A 19,605-nucleotide genomic window follows, 5' to 3' on the forward strand; every position below is an offset into this window, starting at 1 on the left:
GGTGCCCCGGAGTTCGGCGTTTCAGTCGCCGAACCCTGACATAAATGCTGGCCATTCTCCAAGCAGAGATGTTGCGCTGCACCTAATTTAAGCAGCGTTGCCAGCTTAGAAAAACGCCTGGATACCCGTCTGCGCCCTTCCGAGAATCAGCGCATGCACGTCATGCGTGCCCTCATAGGTATTGACCGTCTCCAGGTTCTGCGCGTGGCGCATCACATGGTAGCCGATCTGGATGCCGTTGCCGCCATGCATGTCGCGCGCCTGGCGGGCGATATCGAGCGCCTTGCCGCAATTGTTGCGCTTGACGATCGAGATCATCTCCGGCGCCATCTTGCCTTCGTCCATCAGCCGGCCGACGCGCAACGAGCCCTGCAGGCCGAGCGCGATCTCGGTCTGCATGTCGGCGAGTTTCTTCTGGAACAGCTGCGTGCCGGCAAGCGGCTTGCCGAATTGTTTTCTGTCGAGGCCATACTGCCGCGCCCGGTGCCAGCAATCCTCGGCGGCGCCCATCGCGCCCCAGGAGATGCCGTAGCGTGCCCGGTTGAGGCAGCCGAACGGACCGCCGAGGCCCTTGGCGTTGGGCAGCAGCGCGTCTTCGCCGACCTCGACGCCTTCCATCACGACTTCGCCGGTGATCGAGGCGCGGAGGCTGAGCTTGCCGCCGATCTTCGGCGCCGACAGCCCCTTCATGCCCTTCTCCAGCACGAAGCCGCGGATCTCGTCCTTGCCGTTCTCGCCTTTCAGCTTCGCCCAAATGACAAAAACGTCGGCGATTGGGGCGTTGGATATCCACATTTTGGAGCCGGAGAGCTTGTAGCCATTCGCGGTCCTCTCGGCGCGTGTCTTCATGCCGCCCGGATCGGAGCCGGCATCCGGCTCGGTGAGGCCGAAGCAGCCGATCCATTCGCCCGACGCCAACTTCGGCAGGTATTTCTTGCGCTGCGCTTCCGCGCCATAGGCATGGATCGGATACATGACCAGCGAGGACTGGACGCTCATCATCGAGCGGTAGCCGGAATCGACGCGCTCGACTTCCCGCGCGACCAAGCCATAGGTCACGTATCCGGCGCCAAGTCCGCCATACTCTTCCGGAATGGTGATGCCGAGCAGGCCCGCCTCGCCCATCTTGCGGAAGATCGACGGATCGGTCTTCTCGTCGGCATAGGCTTCCTCGATGCGCGGCGCGAGCTTGTCGGCGGCGAAGGCGGCTGCGCCGTCGCGCACCATGCGCTCGTCCTCGGAAAGCTGGTCCTCGATCAGGAAGGGATCGTTCCACACGAAGGCATTCTTCTCGGCGGCCATGGCTCGCTCCCGGTATTTTTTGATGTGCCCGGCTTATCCGCCCGCGCCAGCGAAAAATCAAACAAAATTGCATCACGGATCAATGAGCGTTAGTAATAGATCATGAGTGTCCAGCGCCGTCTTTTGCCGAATACCGCGGCGCTTGCCGCCTTTGAGGCGGTGGCGCGCCTCGGCTCCTTCACGGCAGCCGCCCGCGAACTGGATTTGACGCAAGGCGCCATCAGCCGTCAGATCGGTCTTCTCGAGGAGCAGTTCGGCCGTCGGCTTTTCGAACGCGACAGCCGCAATGTCCGGCTATCGACTGCGGGCGAGATCTATGCCGAAGCGGTGCGCTCGGCGCTTGGCCAGCTTCGCGACGCAGCACTTGGATTGATGAGCAATCGGCATAGCGGTGTCCTCAATGTTGCGATCCTGCCAACCTTCGGCACACGCTGGCTGATGCCGCTGATCCCGGATTTCGTCGCGCGCCACCCCGACATCACCATCAACTTCGCCACCCGTATCGGCCGCTTCGACTTCGCCCGCGAGCGGCTGGACGCCGCCATCCATCACGGCATGCCCGACTGGCCGGAAGCGGACTGTACGCTGTTGATGCGCGAAACCGTGATGCCGGTGGCTTCGCCCGAATTCCTCGCTACCCGCGCCATCGCCACGCCCGCCGACATCAGCCATCTGCCGCTGCTGCACATGGCGACGCGCCCCGGCGCCTGGAGCGAATGGTTCGAGCATCAGAGGCTGGAGGCGCCGACCGGTCCCGGCATGCAGTTCGAGCAGTTCGGCACCGTCGCCCAAGCCTGCATGGCCGGGCTCGGCGTGGCGCTGCTGCCGGAAATCCTGATTGCCGGCGAATTGCAGCGCGGCCAATTGGTGCCCGCTCCCGGCCAGCCGATGCAGAGCCGCAGCGCCTATTATCTCGTCGTGCCGCATGACAAGCGCGGCCACCCGCCGGTCGCCAGTTTTCGCGACTGGCTTCTGGGTCAGATCGGCAAGGAGCCGGCTGTCCTGGCGTGGTAGCTACTTGCGCTTCATCGCCTCGGCTAAAGCCGCGCCGAACGCGCCCTGCGATGGCCGCTCCGGCTGGCGCTGCGGCACCGGCAAACGCGGTGGCGATTTGCCGCCGCCATTGTCGCGTGGGCCTCTCGGCGCTCCGCCCTCGCCGCCATCCTTGCGCATCGATAGCGCGATGCGCTTGCGCTTGATGTCGACATCGACGACGCGCACTTTCACCACGTCGCCAGCCTTTACCACCTCATGCGCATCCTTGATGAAGCGGTCGGCCAGTTGCGAGACATGCACCAACCCGTCCTGGTGCACGCCGATATCGACGAAGGCGCCGAAGGCCGCGACATTGGTGACGGTGCCTTCGAGCAGCATGCCGGGCTTCAAATCCTTGATGTCGTCGACGCCCTCGGCAAAGGTCGCCGTCTTGAAGCCGGGGCGCGGATCGCGTCCGGGTTTTTCCAGCTCGGCGATGATGTCGCGCACGGTCGGCAGGCCGAAACGCTCGTCGACGAAGACGCGCGGGTCGAGCGCCTTGAGCGCTGCGCTGTCGCCCATCAGCGCGCGCACGTCGCGGCCGCAGGCGGCAACGATCTTCTTGGCCACCCCATAGGCTTCCGGGTGAACCGACGAGGCGTCGAGCGGCTCGCTGCCATTGGCAATACGCAGGAAGCCGGCGGATTGTTCGAACGCGCGAGGTCCGAGCCGCGCCACCTTGAGCAGGTCCTTGCGGTTGGCAAACGGCCCGGTCGTGTCGCGATGCGCGACGATCGCTTCGGCAAGCGATGGGCCAAGGCCTGAAACGCGTGCCAGCAGCGGTGCCGACGCCGTGTTGAGGTCGACGCCGACGGCGTTCACCGCATCCTCGACCACCGCTTCCAGGGAACGGCCGAGCCGGTATTGGTCGACATCATGCTGATATTGGCCGACGCCGATCGACTTCGGCTCGATCTTGACCAACTCGGCCAACGGATCCTGCAGGCGCCTGGCGATGGACACCGCGCCGCGCAGCGAGACATCCAGGCCCGGGAATTCCGCCGCTGCCGTGGCCGAAGCGGAATAGACCGAGGCGCCGGCCTCGCTGACGATGACCTTGAGCGGCTTCGGCCCCGCACTTGTCGGCAGGTCCGCCAGCATGTCGGCAACCAGCTTTTCGGTCTCGCGGCTGCCGGTGCCGTTGCCGATCGAGATCAGCTCCACCTTATGCTGGCGGATGAGAGCGGCAAGTTCGGCCTGCGTGCCGCGCACGTCGTTCTTCGGCGGGAACGGATAGACAGTCGTCGTCGCCACCAGCTTGCCGGTGCCGTCGACAATCGCCACCTTGACCCCGGTGCGGATGCCTGGGTCGAGCCCCATCGTCGGCCGCGAGCCGGCGGGCGCGGCCAGCAGCAGGTCCTTCAGATTGCGCGCAAAGACGTGGATCGCTTCTTCCTCGGCCCGCTCGCGCAAATCACGCATCAGGTCGAGCGTCAGATGCAGCGACAGCTTTATCCGCCAGGTCCAGCCGGCCACGTCCATCAGCCATCTATCGCCGGGAAGGCTGCCGCCGATCGCATAGGCATTGGCGATCATGCGCTCGACCGGCTTCACCGGCGAGGCGTCGTCCGCGTCGACCTCGACGTCGAGGGACAGCACCTCTTCATTGCGGCCGCGCAACATGGCCAAGGCGCGGTGGCTGGGCACGCCCGCCCAGCGCTCGACATGGTCGAAATAGTCGGAGAATTTAGCGCCCGCTTCCTGCTTGCCGTCGACAACTTTTGCGCGCAGGAAGGCGCGTTCCTTCATATAGGCGCGCAGCTTGCCGACCAGATCGGCATTTTCGGCGAACTGCTCCGACAGGATGTCGCGCGCGCCTTCGAGCGCCGCCTTGGCGTCCGCCACCTCTTCCGTGACATAGGCGAGCGCAAGCTCGGCCGGCACCGCCGAGCGATCGGCAAGGATCGCCTCGGCGAGAGGTCCGAGCCCGCGCTCCCTGGCGATCTCGGCCTTGGTGCGCCGCTTCGGCTTGTAGGGAAGATAGATATCCTCGAGCTCGGCCTTGGTGCCTGCGGCGGCGATCTTCGCCGCGAGTTCCTCGGTCAGCTTGCCTTGTTCGCTTATCGAGCCGAGGATCGTCTCGCGCCGCGCATCGAGCTCGCGCAGATAGACGAGACGCTCGGAAAGGTCGCGCAATTGCGTATCGTCGAGCCCGCCGGTGACTTCCTTGCGGTAACGCGCCACGAACGGGACCGTCGCGCCCTCGTCGAGCAGCCCGATCGCCGCCGCGGCCTGCTCCGGCCGCGCGCCGATCTCGGCCGCGATGACTGCTGCGATGCGCTTGATGTCCGATGCCATGCTGGTCCCTGCAGAAAAGAGCGGCGACCATAGGCCGGGATGCCGTCCGCGCCAACCGCGCCGGCTTCATCCAGCGAGGAAGGTCCACAGGAAAGACGCTGAGCCCGGCCGCCAGGCCGGATCAGACTATCCGGCTCAACCCCTCGAAGAACGCCACGAGGTCCCCATCCAGCTTATCGTCCACCGGCTCCGGTTGCGACGACATCTTGGCGATGACCACTTCCGTCTTCGGATTGACGTAAAGCCACTGGCCGTGGATGCCGATGCCGCAGAAGGCGCCGCTTTCGTGGCCGGTCTGGTACCACTTGTTACGGTAGCGTCCCTTCGGGAACAGGAACGCCATCGTGCCGCGCTGCCAGGCTTCATGGCTGCCGCCGGTGGCGACCGTGTCGCGCACCCAGGCTTCCGGGACGATGCGGCGGCCGTTCGCCGTGCCGCCCTGCCGCATCATCTCGCCGACACGGGCAAGATCGCGCGGCGTCATCGACATGCCGCCGGCGGTGCGCGCGGTGCCTTCCATATCGACCGTCACCGACATTTCGCTTGCGGCACCGAGCGGTTGCCACAGTTTCTCGCTGAGCAATTGGCTGACGCGCATGCCGGAAGCGCGCTCGACCAGGATGCCGAGCACATCGGAATTGGGCGAGCGGTAGCGATAGGTCTGCCCGTGCGGCTCGGCAAGGCGCTGGATCGTCATAAGGAACGCCGCGAGGCTCTCCGACCCGCCGCCGGGGTTCCACAACGTCGAGCGGCGATAGCGGGCGAAAGCGCTCTCCGGATCGAGATAGGCTTCCTCGAAATCGAGGCTGACCGTCATGTCGAGCACGTTGCGCACGCTCGCATCGCCATAGGCCGAGCCCTTGGCTTCGGGAATGTATTTTGTAACCGGCGCGCTGGGGTCGAACAATCCTTCGCCTTCCAATATGCCCGCGAGGATCGCCGTCACCGACTTGCTGATCGAAAAGATGATGTGGCGGGCTCCGAACGGCATATGCGGCGCCGACCAGTCGCCGACCACTTTCCCCGCCTTGAGGATCGTCAGCCCGTCCGTGTCGGAACGCATCAGGAAGCTCTCGACGGTTTCGCTGCCGCCGGCGATCGGTATCTTTTCCTCAAGCAATGCGCCGAGCGATTTCGCCTGCTCCTCGCCGCCGGGCGCCGCCGCGACATGCGCGCTCGGCACCAGTTCGCCGACATTCTGGAAGGACCATCGGTTGAACGGCGCCAGCCGCCAGGTTTCGAGCCGCACATCCTTGCGGGCAAAGCCGTACAGGGCCTCGAACGCGGTCTTGCCGGTCATGACACTCTCCCGGATTTGCCGTTTCAGGCCAGCGCGGCGGCGATGGCATGCACCGCCTTCTGCGTCGCCACCGAATAGGCGGAGTTGAGGAAATCCGGATAGGTCGAAAGCTTCACCACGACCATCCGGTGTTCCCAGCTCATATGGATCAATTGGCCGAACACGCCGCGGCACATCAGCGAGCGCGAGCGCGAATCCTCGATCCAGAACTGGTTGCGGTAGCTGCCGTCCGGCAGGCTCGGGCTGAAATTCGGCCCGTGCTTGCCGCTGCGCGTCGCCTCGATCCAGTCGGCCGGGATCACGCCGCCGCCATTGTCGAGGATCAGCTGTCCGAAGCGGCCATAGTCGCGCAGCGTCGCGTTGAAGCCGCCATCGGCCAGCGCGTAGCCGGCGCTGTCGACGGTGAAGCAGGCGCTCTCATCGGCGCCGAGCTTCTGCCAGAGTTCTTCCGAGACGAGCTGCGCCAGTCGCTTGCCGCTCACCCGTTCCATGACGAAGGCGAGCACGTCGGTCTCGATCGAGCGGTACTCGAACGCCTCGCCATGCGGGCGCACTCTGTCCTTCAGCCGCAGGATCAGCTCGAACAGGTGCGACGGCCAGGCGAAGTCCGGATCGCTGCCCGGCGGTATCGGCTTCCAGCCGGTCGCGACATCGACCTGGCCGATCTCGGAATAGCGGTCGGTGTATTCCTCGGAAAAGCGCACGCCCGTCGTCATGTCGAGCACGTGCTGCACGGTGGCGCCGGCCCAGCCGGTCTCGCCGAGTTCCGGCAGATAGTCGGTGACCAGCTTGCCGGGATCGATCAGGCCGCGCCCGACCAGTATGCCGCACACCGATCCGGTGACCGACTTCGCCATCGATTGCGACAGATGCAGCGTGCGCTCGTCCATGCCGTTGAAATAGCGCTCATAGGCGACCTTGCCGTCCTTCAGCACCAGGAAGCCGTCGGCATAGGTTTCGTCGAGCAAGCCGGCGAGCGTCGTCGGCGCTCCGTTGCTGTCCACGACAGCCAAGCCATCGAGGTCGACTTCATTGCGCTCCAGGCGATGGCGATGGCCGCTGCCGCGCCAGACCTCGACCGTCGGCAGGAATTCGCGGATGTGCTGGAAGGCCCAGCGGTTCCAGGGCGGCCGGTCCCAATCGAGCTTCGGCGGCACCAGCTTCGGGGGCGAGCCCTGCATGATCGGCGGCCGCGGCTCGGAGTTGCGATAAGACGTCATAGTGTCCTCCCGGCAGACACAAGAAAGGGAGGCCGGAGCCTCCCCTCCTTCATGCGTTCCGGCAAAATTATTTGCGCAGGTTGGTCCAGATCTTGTTGTAGATCTCCACCACGTCCGGCGGGCATGGCGGCACGAATTCCGGCGTCGGCGAGCCGGCCGGAGGGCTGATTTCCGGCGAGTTGGCGAATTCCGTGGGCAGGAATTTGTGGCTGCCGGCGATGCCATTGTCGTAGCCGGCGAACTCCGAGATCAACGCCGCGTTCTCGGGCGCCATGACGAAGTCCTGGAACAGCTTGGCGTTGTCGAGGTTCTTGGCGCCCTTCAGCACCGCGACATTGTCCATCCAGCCTTCGATGCCTTCCTTCGGATAGGCATATTTGATCGCCGGGATTTTCTGCCGCGCCCGGTAGGTCGCGCCATTCCACTGCTCGGTCACGATGACGTCGCCGGCGGTGATCTTGGTGATGGTGTCGTAGCTGAACGTCTTCCACGACGGCTTGGCGGCCATCAGTATGTCGTTGACCTTCTTCAGGTTGGCCTTGTCGGCGCCGCAGCGCGGCACGCCGGCGTAGCGCTCGGCCGCATGCATGACGGAGGTGACGTCGTCGAGCATGTTGATCTGGCCCTTCAACTCATCCGGCGGGTTGAACAGGATCGCCAGCGTATCGATGTCGCCCTTGAATTTATCGGTGTTGACGGCGAACGCCGTCGTGCCGAACTGCCACGGCACCGTGTAGTGGCGGCCCGAATCCCAATAGATGTCGAGGAACCGCGGATCGATGTTCTTGCCGTTCGGCATCGCGTTGGGCTCGGTCTTTTCGAGCAGGCCCTCTTCGACCATGATCTTCACGGTGTAGTCCGACGGCACGACGATGTCGTAACCGGAATTGCCGGCGCGCACCTTGGACAGCATGGTTTCGTTGGAATCATAGTCGTCCAGCGTCACCTTGACATTGTACTGCTTCTCGAACTTTTCGATCAGCTTCGGGTTGGTGTAGTCGCCCCAGTTGTAGATATGCAGTTCGCCATCGGCGAGCGCCGGCGCTGCCGATAGCAGAACGGCCGCGGAAACGGCCGCCATCAGTTTTGCAGACATTTTATGTTCTCCTTGCCTTCCCATTGTTGTGTTGGAGTCCGTGGTCATTTTGCGCGCCGTCGCGCGATCAGGAAGGAGACCGAGACGAACAGGATCGACACCATGAGCAGGATGGTGGAGATGGCGTTGATCTCGGGCGTCATCGGTCGGCGGATCTGGTTCCAGATATACAGCGGCAGCGTCGTCTGGCCGGGACCGGCGACAAGCTGCGTGATGGTGAAATCGTCGAAGGAAACGATGAAGGCGAGCGCCCCGCCCGACATGATGCCAGGCACCAGCAGCGGCAGCGTGATGCGCCTGAAGGCATTCCACGGCGTCGCGTAAAGGTCGGCCGCCGCATATTCCAGCGTCAGGTCCATGTCCTCCAACCGCGCCCGGATCGGCATATAGGCGAAGGGGATGCAGAACACGGTGTGGGCGAGGATCAGATTGCCGATGCCGAAGTTCAGTCCGAACGTGCCGGCGATCAGCGCGAAGAAGGAGAGTGTCGCCACCGCCGTGATGATCTCGGGCACCATCAGCGGCAGGTTGATGATCATGAACGCCGCCGCAAGCCCGCGCCATGGCTTCACCCTTGTCATGCCGATCGCGGCGAGCGTCGCACAAATGGTCGAGACGATCGTCGCGGTCACCGAGATGATCAGCGTGTTGCGCGCCGCGGCATGGAATTCCCCGTTGAGGAATGCCGTGCCGTACCAGCCGAGCGTGATGCCTTCCCAATGTGTCACCAGCGAGCCGCTGTTCAGCGAGAAGACCATCAGGATCAGCACCGGCACATAGAGTACCAAGAGACAGATGATGGCGATGGTGCGGAAGCCCGGCTGGTCCTTGATGTCCATGATGCGGGGCTTAGCCATGCTGCACCTTCCCCGACGTGTTGCGGACATAGAAGTAGAGCGCGACCAGCACCGCGGCCATCAGGATCAGCGCCTGCGCGCAGCCGAGCGGCCAGTTGCGGCCGGAGCCGAACTGTTGCGCAATCAGGTCGCCGATCATCAAATGGATGCCGCCGCCCAGGATCAGCGGCGTCACATAGGCGCCGAGCGCCGGGATGAAGACGAGCAGGCAGCCGGCGATGATGCCGGGCTTCGACATCGGGATGATCACCCGCCAAAGCACCTGCCGGCGCGTCGCGTAAAGATCATACGCGGCTTCGATCAGCCGGAAGTCGAGCTTCTCCAGGCTCGAATAAAGCGGCAGCACCATGAACGGCAGGAAGGCGTAGAGCAGCCCGAGCTGGATGGCGAAATTGGTGTAGAGCATGGTGATCGGCTTATCGATCACGCCGAGCCCGATCAGCGCGTTGTTGATCAGGCCCTCGTCGCGGATGATGAACATGATCGCCAGCGTGCGGACCAGAAGGTTCGACCAGAACGGGATGGTGATCAGAAGCACCCACCAGTTGCGCTGCGCCGGCGGCCGGGTGGCCATGAAATAGGCGGTCGGGAAACCGAGCAGCAGGCAGATGACCGTCGTCACCACCGCGAACAGGAAGGAGCGCAGGTAGATGATCAGGAAATCCGACGTGAACTGCAGCGTGTCGTCGAAAATGTCGCGTTGGAACAGGAAGTTCAGATAGGCATCGGTCGAGAACTGCCACTGCACGCCGCCATAGGGCGCGGCGACCAGGAACGAATAGACGCAGATGATGAGGAGCGGCAGCACGCCGAATATGCCGATGATGATCAGCGCCGGCAGCGACAGCAGCCGGTTGCGCCGCGCGCTGGTTTTCACCGCCTGGGCTTCGAACAACGCGGCCTTGGAGAGCGTGGTCGGGGAGAGCGTGGCTGTCGTCATTAGTCCTTCAGGACGCGGGCGGCGTCCTCCTCGAACTGGATGCCGACCTTCGCGCCGGTCTCGTAGGTGACCGGCGCCGAGCGACTGTTCTGGTGGCGCACGATGAAGTTCTCGCCGCCGTCGAGCTTGACGTGATAATGCGTGTCGGTGCCGAAATAGACGATGTTGGAGAGCGTCCCGGCGACCGTTCCCTTGGCCGGATCGGGTACCAGGTCGGCGTGCTCGGGCCGCACCACCAGCGTCACCTCGCCGGTCGGATCGAAGCCTTCCGGATAACCCGCGGCGATCGTCGCGTTGCTGGCGAACTTGACCGTCGCCACGCCAGGCTTTTTCGACACCACCGTGCCAGGCAGGAAATTGGTTTCGCCGATGAAGTCGGCAACGAAGCGTTCGGCCGGCCGGTCGTAGATGTCGCGCGGCGTGCCGACCTGCAGGATCTTGCCGGCCGACATGACCGCGATGCGGTCGGACATCGTCAGCGCTTCTTCCTGGTCGTGGGTGACGAAGATGAAGGTGATGCCGGTTTCGTTCTGCAGCCGCTTCAATTCGATCTGCATTTCCTTGCGCAGCTTGTAGTCCAGAGCCGAAAGCGGCTCGTCGAGCAAAAGCACCTTCGGCTGCGGCGCCAGCGCCCGGGCCAGCGCCACGCGCTGCTGCTGGCCGCCCGAAATCTGGCTGGTGCGGCGCGCCTTCAGCGCCTCCATCTTGACCAGCTTCAGCATCTGGGCGACGCGCGCTTCGGTCTCCCCTTTCGACTTGCCGAGCATTTCCAGCCCGAAGCCGATGTTCTGCGCCACCGTCATGTGTGGGAAGAGCGCGTAGCTCTGGAAGACCGTGTTGACCGGGCGTTTGTACGGCGGCAGCGGCGCTATGTCCTGGCCATGCAGCAGGATTTCGCCGGCGGTCGGAAAATCGAAGCCGGCAATCAATCTCAGCAGCGTCGTCTTTCCGCATCCGGACGGGCCGAGCAAAGTGAAAAACTCGTTTTCGCGGATCGACACCGACACCGTGTCGAGAGCGGCTACCTGGTTTTCGCCGGTACCGAAGACCTTGCGAACACCGCGAACTTCAATCGCGTTCTTACCCGGTTGTTCCGGCACGATTACCCCATTGAGAGAGCCTGCTCTTATCGGCAGGTGTGTTCCTGTTTGATTGTCACCACAAGCCGGTCGGCTTGGCAACTGTGGAGCAGTGACTCGATCCGAGTCCCTATTCAATTAAGCAATTCCTACGCCATCGTTAGGCTTGGTAGGTGATCTTCCCCCCGCAGATGGTGGTGACCGGATGCACGGTGTGCAGCGCTTCCGGCGCGGTCGCCTCGATATCAGCCGACAAAACGACGATATCGGCGAGATATCCGGTTTTGAGGCGACCCTTGCGGTGCTCCTTGAATTCGGCGTAAGCGCCCTCGACAGTGTAGCCCGCTATTGCTTCCTGCAACGAGAAGCTCTGGTCCGGCATGCCTTCTGCCCAAGGCTTGCGCATCACTGCCGCCTGGATGGACAGGATCGGATCGACCGGCGAAACCGGCCAGTCGGACGCGAACACGACGCGCGCGCCGGCATTTTTCAGCGTGCGCCAGGCATAGCTCAGCGCCCACTTGTCGCGGCCGATGCGCGAGATCGTCGGCTCCATCGGGAAGTTCAGCGCGCCCGGCGGATGCGCCGGCTGCATCGACGCCAGAACGCCGAGTTCGGCGAAGCGCGGCACGTCGGAGGCCGTGGTTACCTCGATATGCTCGATGCGATGCCGGCTGTCGCGCCTGCCGTTCTTCTTGAGCGCCGCCTGGTAGCCGTCGAGCACCGCCCTCACCGCGCCGTCGCCGATCGAATGCACGGCGATCTGCAGGCCGCGCCTGTCGGCCTCGACCGCCACTTCGGCGAAATGCTCCGGCGAAAACAGCGGTTCGCCGCGCCATCCGGGGCGGTCGGCATAGTCGTCGACCATCACCGCCGTCCAGGAATCCAGCACACCGTCATAGAAGACCTTGACCATGCCGGACGACAGCCATTCCGAATTGTAGCTCGCGGCCATCCGCGAGGCTTTTTCCAGCATGTCCAGCTTCATGAAATTCTTGAAGTGGAACGGGATCTTGGTGCGGCAAAGCAGCCGCCCCTCTTTTTCCAGCCCGGCCAGCAGCTCGAGCTGGTAGAGATTGCCGTCCATGTTCTGGATCGAGGTGATGCCATGCTTGGCGCACCATTGAAGGCCGCGATGCATCAGGTCGCGATCGGCCGCCAGTTCCTTCGCCGAAGGATAAGGATCCGGCTCGGCCCCCTCGAGGCCGAGCCGCGTCCGGTTTGCCCCGTAATGGTCGAGGAGCGGCCCGAAGGCCTCCCCTTCGCGCAGCTCGCCCGCGGCAAGTCCGTCGGCGCCCATGACGATCTCATTGCCTTGTCCGACCTGCCTGCCATGCAGCAGCCCGGCCTCTTCCAGCGCCTTGGTGTTCGCCCACATCGTGTGGTGGTCCGAAGCCGACATGGCGAAGGGCCGGTCGGGAATGATGCGGTCGAGATCGTGGCGCATCACCGGCTCCGGCAGGATCGCGTAGTCGACGCCGGCGCCGATCAGGAGCCTGACGTCCGGACGCCTGGCGGCGAAATCCTGGATCGCGTCGCGCAGCGCGTCGAAGCCGTGCACGCCCGCCAGATGCAGGTTGTCGAGCTCGGCCGCGCCGCCGAAGAGATGCATATGCGCCTCGATGAAGCCCGGCAGGACGGAGCCGCCCTGGGCGTCGACAACCTTTGTCGCCGGTCCCTTGAGCGCTTCGATGGAAGCGCGGTCGCCGATGGCAATGATGACGCCGTCCTTGACGGCAACAGCCTCGGCGGCGGAATTGTCATCGTCCATGGTCAGCACTCGGCCGTTGACGACCACCAGATCCGCACCACCATCCGCAACCGACATCGCGACTCCACATTTGCTGAGGGACCGACAACGCCATGTCCGACGAGCCGCCGCTCCACCGGGCGACGCCATGAACAAAAGTCGATGCCGATGCGCCGTCTTCGAAATTCCCCTTGTTATCGTCGAAGACAGCGTGGATAAAGAATGCGACTGTTTATTCGCGTTTGTCAACAGCCGGAATTTGGAATGTATAGTGGACTGCACCGCGCGCCGATGGTGAGGCCGGGCGGGGAACGGGGGCAACGAGCAGTGAAGCGCAGTCTCGACCGCAAGACCAGGATAGCGCTCGAACCGCGCAAGCAGCCGCGGCAGCAACGGTCAAGCAAGCTGGTCGACAGGATTCTAGACGCGGCGCTGATCCTGACGCGCGAGCAAGGAACCAGAACGCCGACGACGCTCGCCATCGCGCAGCGCGCGGGCTTGTCGGTCGGTTCGGTTTATCAGTACTTTCCCAACAAGGAAGCCATTCTTCTGGACCTGGCCCGGCGCTGGTTGTCGTCTTTTCCTGAGGTCATCCAGAAGCGCATCGACGTCCCCCGGCCAACCAACCGCGACGAATTTCGGCGCGAAGTGCGCAAGCTCTTCATCGACACGTCCAGACTCTATCTCGACAACGCCACCCTGATGCCGGTGATCGAGGCCATATCCGGCAATGCCGACCTGAGACCGATCCAGGACGAATACGACAAGGAGATCATCGCCCTCTACGCCGCCTGGCTGCAGCATGTGAATCCGGCTCTCGAAGACAAGATCGCCAGCCGGCTCGGCGTGCTGATGATGGAAGTCGGCCATGTCTGCCGGCTTGTCGGGCTGAAGAGGGACCGCAGGACATTCGACCTCATCGAGGACGATGTGGAAGCCATGTGGCTTGCTCTGGTGACTCCCCATCTCAACCTCGAGTGATTTTCGCGCCTCCAACTGATTTCGCACTTCCAGGGGAATTTCTATGAAAACTGTCTATTCGCCGCTTCATGCCGGCCATTCAGGCCAGGTGGAACTGGTCACATCGGCGATCGTGCCGGGTTTCGAGAAGCCGTCGCGGGCCGAATTCATCAGAGCGCGGGTGGAGAGCGAGAAGCTCGGGCCGATCGTCGGACCGACCGAGCACGACCTCGCCGCCGCCAAACGCGTGCATGAAGCCCATTACATCGATTTCCTGCCGACGGTGTGGCCGGAATGGGTTGCCGCCGGCTTCAAGGGCTCGGCCATGGGCTTCACTTGGCCGACGCGCGGCTTGCGCGGCGACGTGCCGCCGAAGCGCGTCGATGCCTTGCTCGGCTATTATTCCTTCGACGCCGGCGCCACCTTCGTCGAAGGCACCTGGGCTGCGATCAAGTCCTCCTATGACGTCGCGCTGACCGCCGCCGCTTTGGTCAAGGGCGGCGAGCGCACCGCTTTCGCGCTTTGCCGCCCGCCCGGCCATCACGCCGGCGCCGCCTTCATGGGCGGCTACTGCTTCATCAACAACGCCGCCGTCGTCGCGCAGTGGTATCGCGACCAGGGCGCCAAACGCGTCTCGATCCTCGATGTCGACTACCATCACGGCAACGGCACGCAGGAGATCTTCTACCGCCGCGGCGACATCCAGGTCCTCAACCTGCATGGCGACCCGATGGTCGAGTATCCCTTCTTCCTCGGTCATGCCGACGAGCGCGGCGAAGGCGAAGGCGAAGGTTTCAACGTCAATTACCCGATGCCCTTCGGCACCAACTGGGACGGCTGGAGCGCGTCGCTGGAGGACGCCTGCGCCAGGCTCGCGGCCTACGCCCCCGATGTCGTCATCGTCTCGCTCGGCGTCGACACTTTCGAGAAGGATCCGATCAGCCAGTTCAAGCTGAAGAGCGAGGACTATCCCAAGATCGGCCGCCGCATCGCCAGGCTCGGCCTGCCCACGCTGTTCGTCATGGAGGGCGGCTACGCCGTCGAGGAGATCGGCATCAACGCCGTCGGCGTGCTGACCGGTTTCGAGGATCGCTAATGCCTGTCGCGCAAAAGTGTGCAGCGGTTTTGCGATAACGACATGCATGAAAACAAAGCCTTAAAGCGCGTCGCCTGAATCCGTTTCAGCGCGACGCGCTTTAAGCCAATCCCCTTCAAGGAGATACGCCCTCGGATGCAGCCGGGGGCGTATTTTTGCGACCCCGCCGCGAAATCATCGGCTCAATTCGGCTTTGAAATCACCGCCAAGTAACGCGAAGACCGGCTGCTGAGTCGCAAAGCGAGTCCATCAGATTCGATTTTGTCAAATCGCGTTTGATGTCGGATTCATCTGCGGGTAGATTAGACCCGAATCAGCCGGTCCATGGGGGGCGCGGCGACCACCCAAAGTCTCGAGTTCCGGCGCCAGGCCGGTACCAGACGCGGACGGTTTCGCGTTCCCTAGAGGGATTCGGCGCGGTTGGGCGCCGTTCGCGCCCGTGGGTGTGTCTTCGTAAACGTGACGCGTTTCGGGTCCGGCCGCTGGTTTTGCCAGCATCGGGCACAAGGATCGATTCCGGCAAGAATCCAAGAATTAAAATGAGCAGTCCCGCCGCGCTTCTCCAACCCGACGCTCCAGCCTCGCGCCTGACATCGCGCGGCGATCTCACCAGTTTCTTCATGCAGCTTGCCGCCGATATCGGCGCCGACAGCTACATGCTGGTCGCCATCGTGCACGACCAGGACCGCAACGATGCCCGCATCGTCTCCTCGAACTGGATCTTCGACGGCATAGAGCTGATCGGCAAAAGGCTGATTGCCAACCTGGCACTGGGCCCCTTGACCGTGGCGCCGGGCGTACGCCCGAAGCCGCTGGTGGCGGCGCACGCGCCCGACGCCGGCGCATTGCTGACCGGCGAGGAAGCCCGCCTGCTCGACGTGCTCGGCCACGCCGAGATCTATTCGTTGCGGCTCAATGTCGGCCGGCAGCGCGTGTTCGTGCTGTTCTCGGCCGCCGAGGCGGGCAAGATCGACCTAGCCGCCCTGATGAAGGCGCAGATCAAATGCTGCTACGCGCTTTCCAGCATTCCGCAGCTGATCGCCGCGGCGTCCATGCAGGATCCGCTGTCGGACCGCGAGCGCGAATGCCTGTTCTGGGTTTCGGAAGGCAAGACCACCGATGAGGTGGCCGTCATCCTCGGTGTCTCGTCGAACACCGTCAACAGCTACATCACGCACGCCATCCAGAAGTTCGCGGCCAGCAACCGCGCGATGGCCATCGCGACCGCGATCAGGAGCGGCATCATTTGAAGCACGCACAGGTCAAAGAGGCCGCCGCGGCCCTTTTCAACGATCAATGCAACCCGTTCGGCGCCTTCTCGCTCGGCTCGGAGACCCATCACGCGGTCACCATTCCGGATGCCGTGCGTCGCTGCCGCTGGATCGCCGTCGATATCAACGCCTCGGCCTTCGGCCTCTATTTCGTCAGCCCGTCGCCCGAGCGCGCGCGTCTCGTGGCGTGTTTCGATTCCGACTATCCCGGCACCGCTGTCGCGACCAAATTCATCTCCGGCGCCAATGGCGAGGATGTGGTGCGCCACAGCCGCATCTCGACGGCGCCGCGCTGGTGGGCCGACGACGGCACCGCCGGATCGCGGCAAGCCTTTCAGGCGCTCGCCTGGGCCGAGCCGACAGCGCCGCTGGCGCCCGGCACCAACGGCATCGCCTTTCCGGTGCATGCCGATCGCGGCCAATGCGGGCTGGTCGTCTTCCTGGGCTCGGAGATCGCGCTGTCCAACGAAACGCTGTGCGAGATCCATGCCCGCTCCTTCGCGCTTTTCGCGGCGGTCGCCCGCATCCGCCCTGGCGACACCGGCAGGACGCGCTCGATCTCCAAGCGCGAGCTCGAATGCCTGAAGCTGACCGCCAACGGCAACACCAGCGAGGACATCGCCAAGCTCCTCAAGCTCTCGGTGCATACCGCCAACCAGTACCTCACCCAGTCGACGCAGAAGCTCAACGCGGTCAACCGCAACCAGGCGGTCGCCAAGGCGTTGCGACTCGGCCTGATCGAATAGCTACACAGCCGCGGCGCCGTAAACGCGCTGCAGCAAGATTGGCTCGGCTGCAATCAAATCGTCAGGGGAATGCGAGCGGCTCGGTCCTGCGGATGCGAGCCTCTTCGATCGCGTCCTCGAGCAAGACGGTATTGTGCTCGGGCGTCTCGCCGGGCTTCTCGAACGACACGTAGTTGACCACCACGGACGCCTCGTGCTCGGTCAGTGTCAGCTGGAAATAGACCGTCACGCCGCGCGGCCGCAGTTCGAGATCGAGCACGATGCGCGGGCTGCCGCTCCAGTCGACATGCGCCTCCGCGCCATGGCCGAGCCGCAGCGTGCCCGGCCGGAAGTAAAGCTCGGCCGCCGAATCCACCAGGTCCGACAGGCAGGCGAGATGCTCGAGCCGGATGAAGGCGATATAGTCCGCAACGTCGATGAGCCTCAATTCGCCCACCACGGGCTCGATGGCGCTGGCGACGATCAGCTCGCGGGAATTGGCGTGTGGTTGCCGGTCCATGGATTAGCGGCGTCCGTTCATTGGGTTGCTTTGCGCGTGGCCTTCTTCGAGTAGACGATCCGCACCAACTCGGCGACCGCCTGGTAGAATTGCGACGGGATCACGCTATCAACCGAAACTTGCTTGTACATGGAGCGCGCAAGCGCCACATCCTCGAAGATCGGGATGTTGTTCTCCCTGGCGATCTCGCGGATCTTGAGCGCCACAAGGTCCTGCCCCTTGGCCAGCACGATCGGCGCGGAATCTTCCTCCCGCACATATTTCAGCGCGATCGAATAGTGCGTCGGGTTGGCGATCACCAGCGTCGCGCGCGGCACGGCCGTCATCATGCGCTTGCGCGCCCGGTCGCGCGCCAGCGAGCGCAGCCGCGACTTGACGATCGGATCGCCTTCCGACTGCTTCATCTCGTCCTTGACTTCCTGCTTGGTCATGCGCAGGTCGCTCCGCCAGTGGAAACGCGACCAGACGATGTCGACCACCGCGATCAGCCCCATGACGAAGACGATCGCCACGAGAATGTCGACAAAGATGCCGCGTATGACCAGCCCGAACGAGACCGGGTTGGTGATCATGCCGGCGAGCAGCTTGCGATGATCTTGCGAGAGCGTGAAGCTCAACACCGCGATAGCGAAGCCGAGCTTGGCCAGCGACTTCAGGAATTCGACCCAGCCCTGCACGCCGAACATCCGGCTCCAGCCCTTGGCGATCGAGATGCGCGACAGCTGCGGCCTGATCCGTTCGCCGACGATTTGCGGCATGTTCTGGAACACCGAGGCACCAATGCCGGCAACCGTCAGCAGCACCAGCAGGCTGACGACAGCGCCGCCGATCTCGACCATGACCTGCTTGTAGAGCGAGATGACGTCGGTCTCGGTGTCCATCGGCCAGGCTTCCGGCTTTTCCAGGAACGTCGACAGGAACATGCCGAGATCGACGATCGCGTCCTTGGCATAGAAGACGGCGAAAACCAGTATGGCGAGGAAGGACGCAAAGATCGCGGTCTCACGCGAATGGGGCAGCTTGCCCTGTTCGATCGTGTCGCGGATCTTCTTTTCTGTGGCTTCCTCTGTTTTGGAATCCTTGTCGACCGCTTCAGCCATGGCGCTCTGACCGGGTGATTATCGTCAAGCGGCTTCGGCGGCGGCGGTCTGCGTCGAGGGCAGCTCGAAGGCTCCTTCGCGTGACAGCCGGATGGCGGCGACCGATATGCTCTTGCGCGCCGCCATGATGTCGGCAAGCGCAATGCCTTCCGATCCCTGTCCGAGTTCGGATTCGATCATGCGGCGAGAGCGCGCTCCGATCGCCGAGAGCGCCGATTCGGCGAGTTCCGGCGACGCGCCGCGCAGCGCCAGCGTGACGAGCTCGGTCGATAGCCCGTCGAACAGCAAAACCCGGGCTTTCTGCGGAAGCTGCGGCAGATCGTCGAAGGCGAACAGCCGCGACCTGACGCCGGCGAGATCGGGCGTGCCGACGTCCTCCAGGTCCTGCATGAGGTCGTCCAGTTCCGGCTTCGCCATTTCGTTGAGCATGCTGGCGACGCGTTCCTGGCCGGCGGACGTGTCCCTGCTGGCCTTCTGCGACAGCACGCTCACGCGCAGCTGGTTCTCGACGATCCGCGACGCCGCTTCCGGGACGTTGGCCATTGTCACCATGCGCTTGATGATCTGGCTGCGCATCGGTTTTTCCATGGTGAGCAGCACGTTGGCGGCCGTCTGCGACGCGAGCTTCGAAAGCACCATGGCCGACGTCTGCGGATGCTCTCCGGCAAGGAAGCCGCCAAGGCGCGCCGGATCGAGCTTCTCAAGGTCCGGCCATATCGGCGGCGGTCCTTCCGGAACCGGCTCGAACTTCTTTTCGCCCATGATGGCGCTCATCTCCTCGGGCGACAGCGATTCGTTCAGGATCGTATCCATCCGGTCGGCTGAATCGAGCAGGCCGGCGCCCTCGGTGAACTCGGCTTCGAACTCGGCGACGATGCGCTCCAGGTCGGCCTGTGGAATGGTGCGTAAGAGACGCGCGCCTTCGATCAGCGCCTTCAACTCGTCCTGTTTGAAGAATTTGAGCAGGCGGCTCGCCGCGGGCTTGCCCATAGCCACCAATATGGCCGCCGCCTTTTGCGGACGTGTGAGCGCCAATGCCGTCGTCATGCGTGCTGT

The 19,605-nt window shown here is 63.8% G+C and carries 17 protein-coding genes; 5 read left to right on the top strand and 12 right to left on the bottom strand.

The genetic code is table 11. The annotated features are described in order from the left end of the window. Positions 1-105: 105 nt before the first annotated feature. Positions 106-1,302, bottom strand: coding sequence for an acyl-CoA dehydrogenase (locus FJW10_RS08180; protein WP_140899680.1), 1,197 nt, complete (start codon positions 1,300-1,302; stop codon positions 106-108). 102 nt (positions 1,303-1,404) lie between these two features. Between FJW10_RS08180 and FJW10_RS08185 the strand changes: the two genes are divergently transcribed. Continuing rightward, a complete protein-coding gene (locus FJW10_RS08185; protein ID WP_140899681.1) occupies positions 1,405-2,316 on the top strand; it encodes a LysR family transcriptional regulator in 912 nt (303 codons plus the stop codon). Here the strand turns inward: FJW10_RS08185 and FJW10_RS08190 are convergent, their stop codons facing one another. From FJW10_RS08190 to FJW10_RS08225, 8 genes are all read right to left on the bottom strand, one after another. After that, positions 2,317-4,635 (bottom strand): Tex family protein, encoded by a 2,319-nt coding sequence (locus tag FJW10_RS08190; protein WP_140899682.1) that lies wholly within the window; start codon positions 4,633-4,635, stop codon positions 2,317-2,319. A gap of 121 nt (positions 4,636-4,756) precedes the next feature. Further along, positions 4,757-5,935: a serine hydrolase gene (locus FJW10_RS08195; RefSeq protein ID WP_140899683.1), complete on the bottom strand. Its 1,179-nt coding sequence runs from the start codon at positions 5,933-5,935 to the stop codon at positions 4,757-4,759. Positions 5,936-5,958: 23 nt separating this feature from the next. After that, positions 5,959-7,155: a serine hydrolase gene (locus FJW10_RS08200; protein ID WP_140827539.1), complete on the bottom strand. Its 1,197-nt coding sequence runs from the start codon at positions 7,153-7,155 to the stop codon at positions 5,959-5,961. 67 nt (positions 7,156-7,222) lie between these two features. Beyond that, entirely contained in the window at positions 7,223-8,251 is a 1,029-nt protein-coding gene (locus FJW10_RS08205) for an extracellular solute-binding protein (RefSeq protein ID WP_181177456.1), read from the bottom strand. Positions 8,252-8,295: 44 nt separating this feature from the next. Further along, positions 8,296-9,108 carry an ABC transporter permease gene (locus FJW10_RS08210; RefSeq protein WP_140899684.1) on the bottom strand — a complete coding sequence of 271 codons (813 nt, stop codon included), beginning with the start codon at positions 9,106-9,108 and terminating at the stop codon, positions 8,296-8,298. After that, positions 9,101-10,048 carry an ABC transporter permease gene (locus FJW10_RS08215; RefSeq protein ID WP_140827537.1) on the bottom strand — a complete coding sequence of 316 codons (948 nt, stop codon included), beginning with the start codon at positions 10,046-10,048 and terminating at the stop codon, positions 9,101-9,103. Before FJW10_RS08215 ends, FJW10_RS08210 begins: the two co-directional genes overlap by 8 nt. After that, the gene (locus tag FJW10_RS08220; RefSeq protein ID WP_140827535.1) at positions 10,048-11,148 is read right to left on the bottom strand and encodes an ABC transporter ATP-binding protein; all 1,101 of its coding nucleotides are present in this window, start codon (positions 11,146-11,148) and stop codon (positions 10,048-10,050) included. The genes FJW10_RS08215 and FJW10_RS08220 overlap by 1 nt, the downstream gene beginning before the upstream one ends. A 139-nt stretch (positions 11,149-11,287) precedes the next feature. Next, entirely contained in the window at positions 11,288-12,955 is a 1,668-nt protein-coding gene (locus tag FJW10_RS08225; protein WP_140899685.1) for an amidohydrolase, read from the bottom strand. A 249-nt stretch (positions 12,956-13,204) separates the two neighbouring features. Here FJW10_RS08225 and FJW10_RS08230 point away from each other — a divergent pair, with 249 nt between their 5' ends. From FJW10_RS08230 to FJW10_RS08245, 4 genes are all read left to right on the top strand, one after another. Next, complete coding sequence (locus FJW10_RS08230; protein ID WP_140827531.1) at positions 13,205-13,858, top strand: TetR/AcrR family transcriptional regulator; 654 nt, start codon at positions 13,205-13,207, stop codon at positions 13,856-13,858. Positions 13,859-13,901: 43 nt separating this feature from the next. Next, positions 13,902-14,933, top strand: coding sequence for a histone deacetylase family protein (locus FJW10_RS08235; protein WP_140899686.1), 1,032 nt, complete (start codon positions 13,902-13,904; stop codon positions 14,931-14,933). Positions 14,934-15,472: 539 nt separating this feature from the next. Then, positions 15,473-16,183, top strand: a complete 711-nt coding sequence (locus FJW10_RS08240; RefSeq protein ID WP_140899687.1) for a helix-turn-helix transcriptional regulator — start codon at positions 15,473-15,475, stop codon at positions 16,181-16,183. After that, positions 16,180-16,950, top strand: coding sequence for a helix-turn-helix transcriptional regulator (locus FJW10_RS08245; protein WP_140899688.1), 771 nt, complete (start codon positions 16,180-16,182; stop codon positions 16,948-16,950). The genes FJW10_RS08240 and FJW10_RS08245 overlap by 4 nt, the downstream gene beginning before the upstream one ends. Positions 16,951-17,011: 61 nt before the next feature. Here FJW10_RS08245 and FJW10_RS08250 read toward each other — a convergent pair whose 3' ends face one another. Genes FJW10_RS08250 through FJW10_RS08260 form a run of 3 tightly spaced genes read right to left on the bottom strand, consistent with a single transcriptional unit; the run spans position 17,012 to position 19,596 of the window. Then, complete coding sequence (locus tag FJW10_RS08250) at positions 17,012-17,449, bottom strand: hypothetical protein (RefSeq protein ID WP_140899689.1); 438 nt, start codon at positions 17,447-17,449, stop codon at positions 17,012-17,014. A 17-nt stretch (positions 17,450-17,466) separates the two neighbouring features. After that, positions 17,467-18,549 (bottom strand): flagellar biosynthesis protein FlhB, encoded by a 1,083-nt coding sequence (gene flhB, locus FJW10_RS08255; RefSeq protein ID WP_140827522.1) that lies wholly within the window; start codon positions 18,547-18,549, stop codon positions 17,467-17,469. Between the two features lie 24 nt (positions 18,550-18,573). Continuing rightward, the gene (locus tag FJW10_RS08260) at positions 18,574-19,596 is read right to left on the bottom strand and encodes a flagellar motor switch protein FliG (RefSeq protein ID WP_140899690.1); all 1,023 of its coding nucleotides are present in this window, start codon (positions 19,594-19,596) and stop codon (positions 18,574-18,576) included. Positions 19,597-19,605 lie beyond the last annotated feature (9 nt).

Source organism: Mesorhizobium sp. B4-1-1 (assembly GCF_006439375.1).
Lineage (GTDB): Bacteria > Pseudomonadota > Alphaproteobacteria > Rhizobiales > Rhizobiaceae > Mesorhizobium.

Excerpts from the sequence above, each read along its gene's own strand:
- FJW10_RS08180 (WP_140899680.1), bottom strand. The coding sequence starts at position 1,302 with ATGGCCGCCGAGAAGAATGCCTTCGTGTGGAACGATCCCTTCCTGATC.
- FJW10_RS08185 (WP_140899681.1), top strand. The coding sequence starts at position 1,405 with ATGAGTGTCCAGCGCCGTCTTTTGCCGAATACCGCGGCGCTTGCCGCC.
- FJW10_RS08190 (WP_140899682.1), bottom strand. The coding sequence starts at position 4,635 with ATGGCATCGGACATCAAGCGCATCGCAGCAGTCATCGCGGCCGAGATC.
- FJW10_RS08195 (WP_140899683.1), bottom strand. The coding sequence starts at position 5,935 with ATGACCGGCAAGACCGCGTTCGAGGCCCTGTACGGCTTTGCCCGCAAG.
- FJW10_RS08200 (WP_140827539.1), bottom strand. The coding sequence starts at position 7,155 with ATGACGTCTTATCGCAACTCCGAGCCGCGGCCGCCGATCATGCAGGGC.
- FJW10_RS08205 (WP_181177456.1), bottom strand. The coding sequence starts at position 8,251 with ATGTCTGCAAAACTGATGGCGGCCGTTTCCGCGGCCGTTCTGCTATCG.
- FJW10_RS08210 (WP_140899684.1), bottom strand. The coding sequence starts at position 9,108 with ATGGCTAAGCCCCGCATCATGGACATCAAGGACCAGCCGGGCTTCCGC.
- FJW10_RS08215 (WP_140827537.1), bottom strand. The coding sequence starts at position 10,048 with ATGACGACAGCCACGCTCTCCCCGACCACGCTCTCCAAGGCCGCGTTG.
- FJW10_RS08225 (WP_140899685.1), bottom strand. The coding sequence starts at position 12,955 with ATGTCGGTTGCGGATGGTGGTGCGGATCTGGTGGTCGTCAACGGCCGA.
- FJW10_RS08235 (WP_140899686.1), top strand. The coding sequence starts at position 13,902 with ATGAAAACTGTCTATTCGCCGCTTCATGCCGGCCATTCAGGCCAGGTG.
- FJW10_RS08240 (WP_140899687.1), top strand. The coding sequence starts at position 15,473 with ATGAGCAGTCCCGCCGCGCTTCTCCAACCCGACGCTCCAGCCTCGCGC.
- FJW10_RS08250 (WP_140899689.1), bottom strand. The coding sequence starts at position 17,449 with ATGGACCGGCAACCACACGCCAATTCCCGCGAGCTGATCGTCGCCAGC.
- flhB (WP_140827522.1), bottom strand. The coding sequence starts at position 18,549 with ATGGCTGAAGCGGTCGACAAGGATTCCAAAACAGAGGAAGCCACAGAA.
- FJW10_RS08260 (WP_140899690.1), bottom strand. The coding sequence starts at position 19,596 with ATGACGACGGCATTGGCGCTCACACGTCCGCAAAAGGCGGCGGCCATA.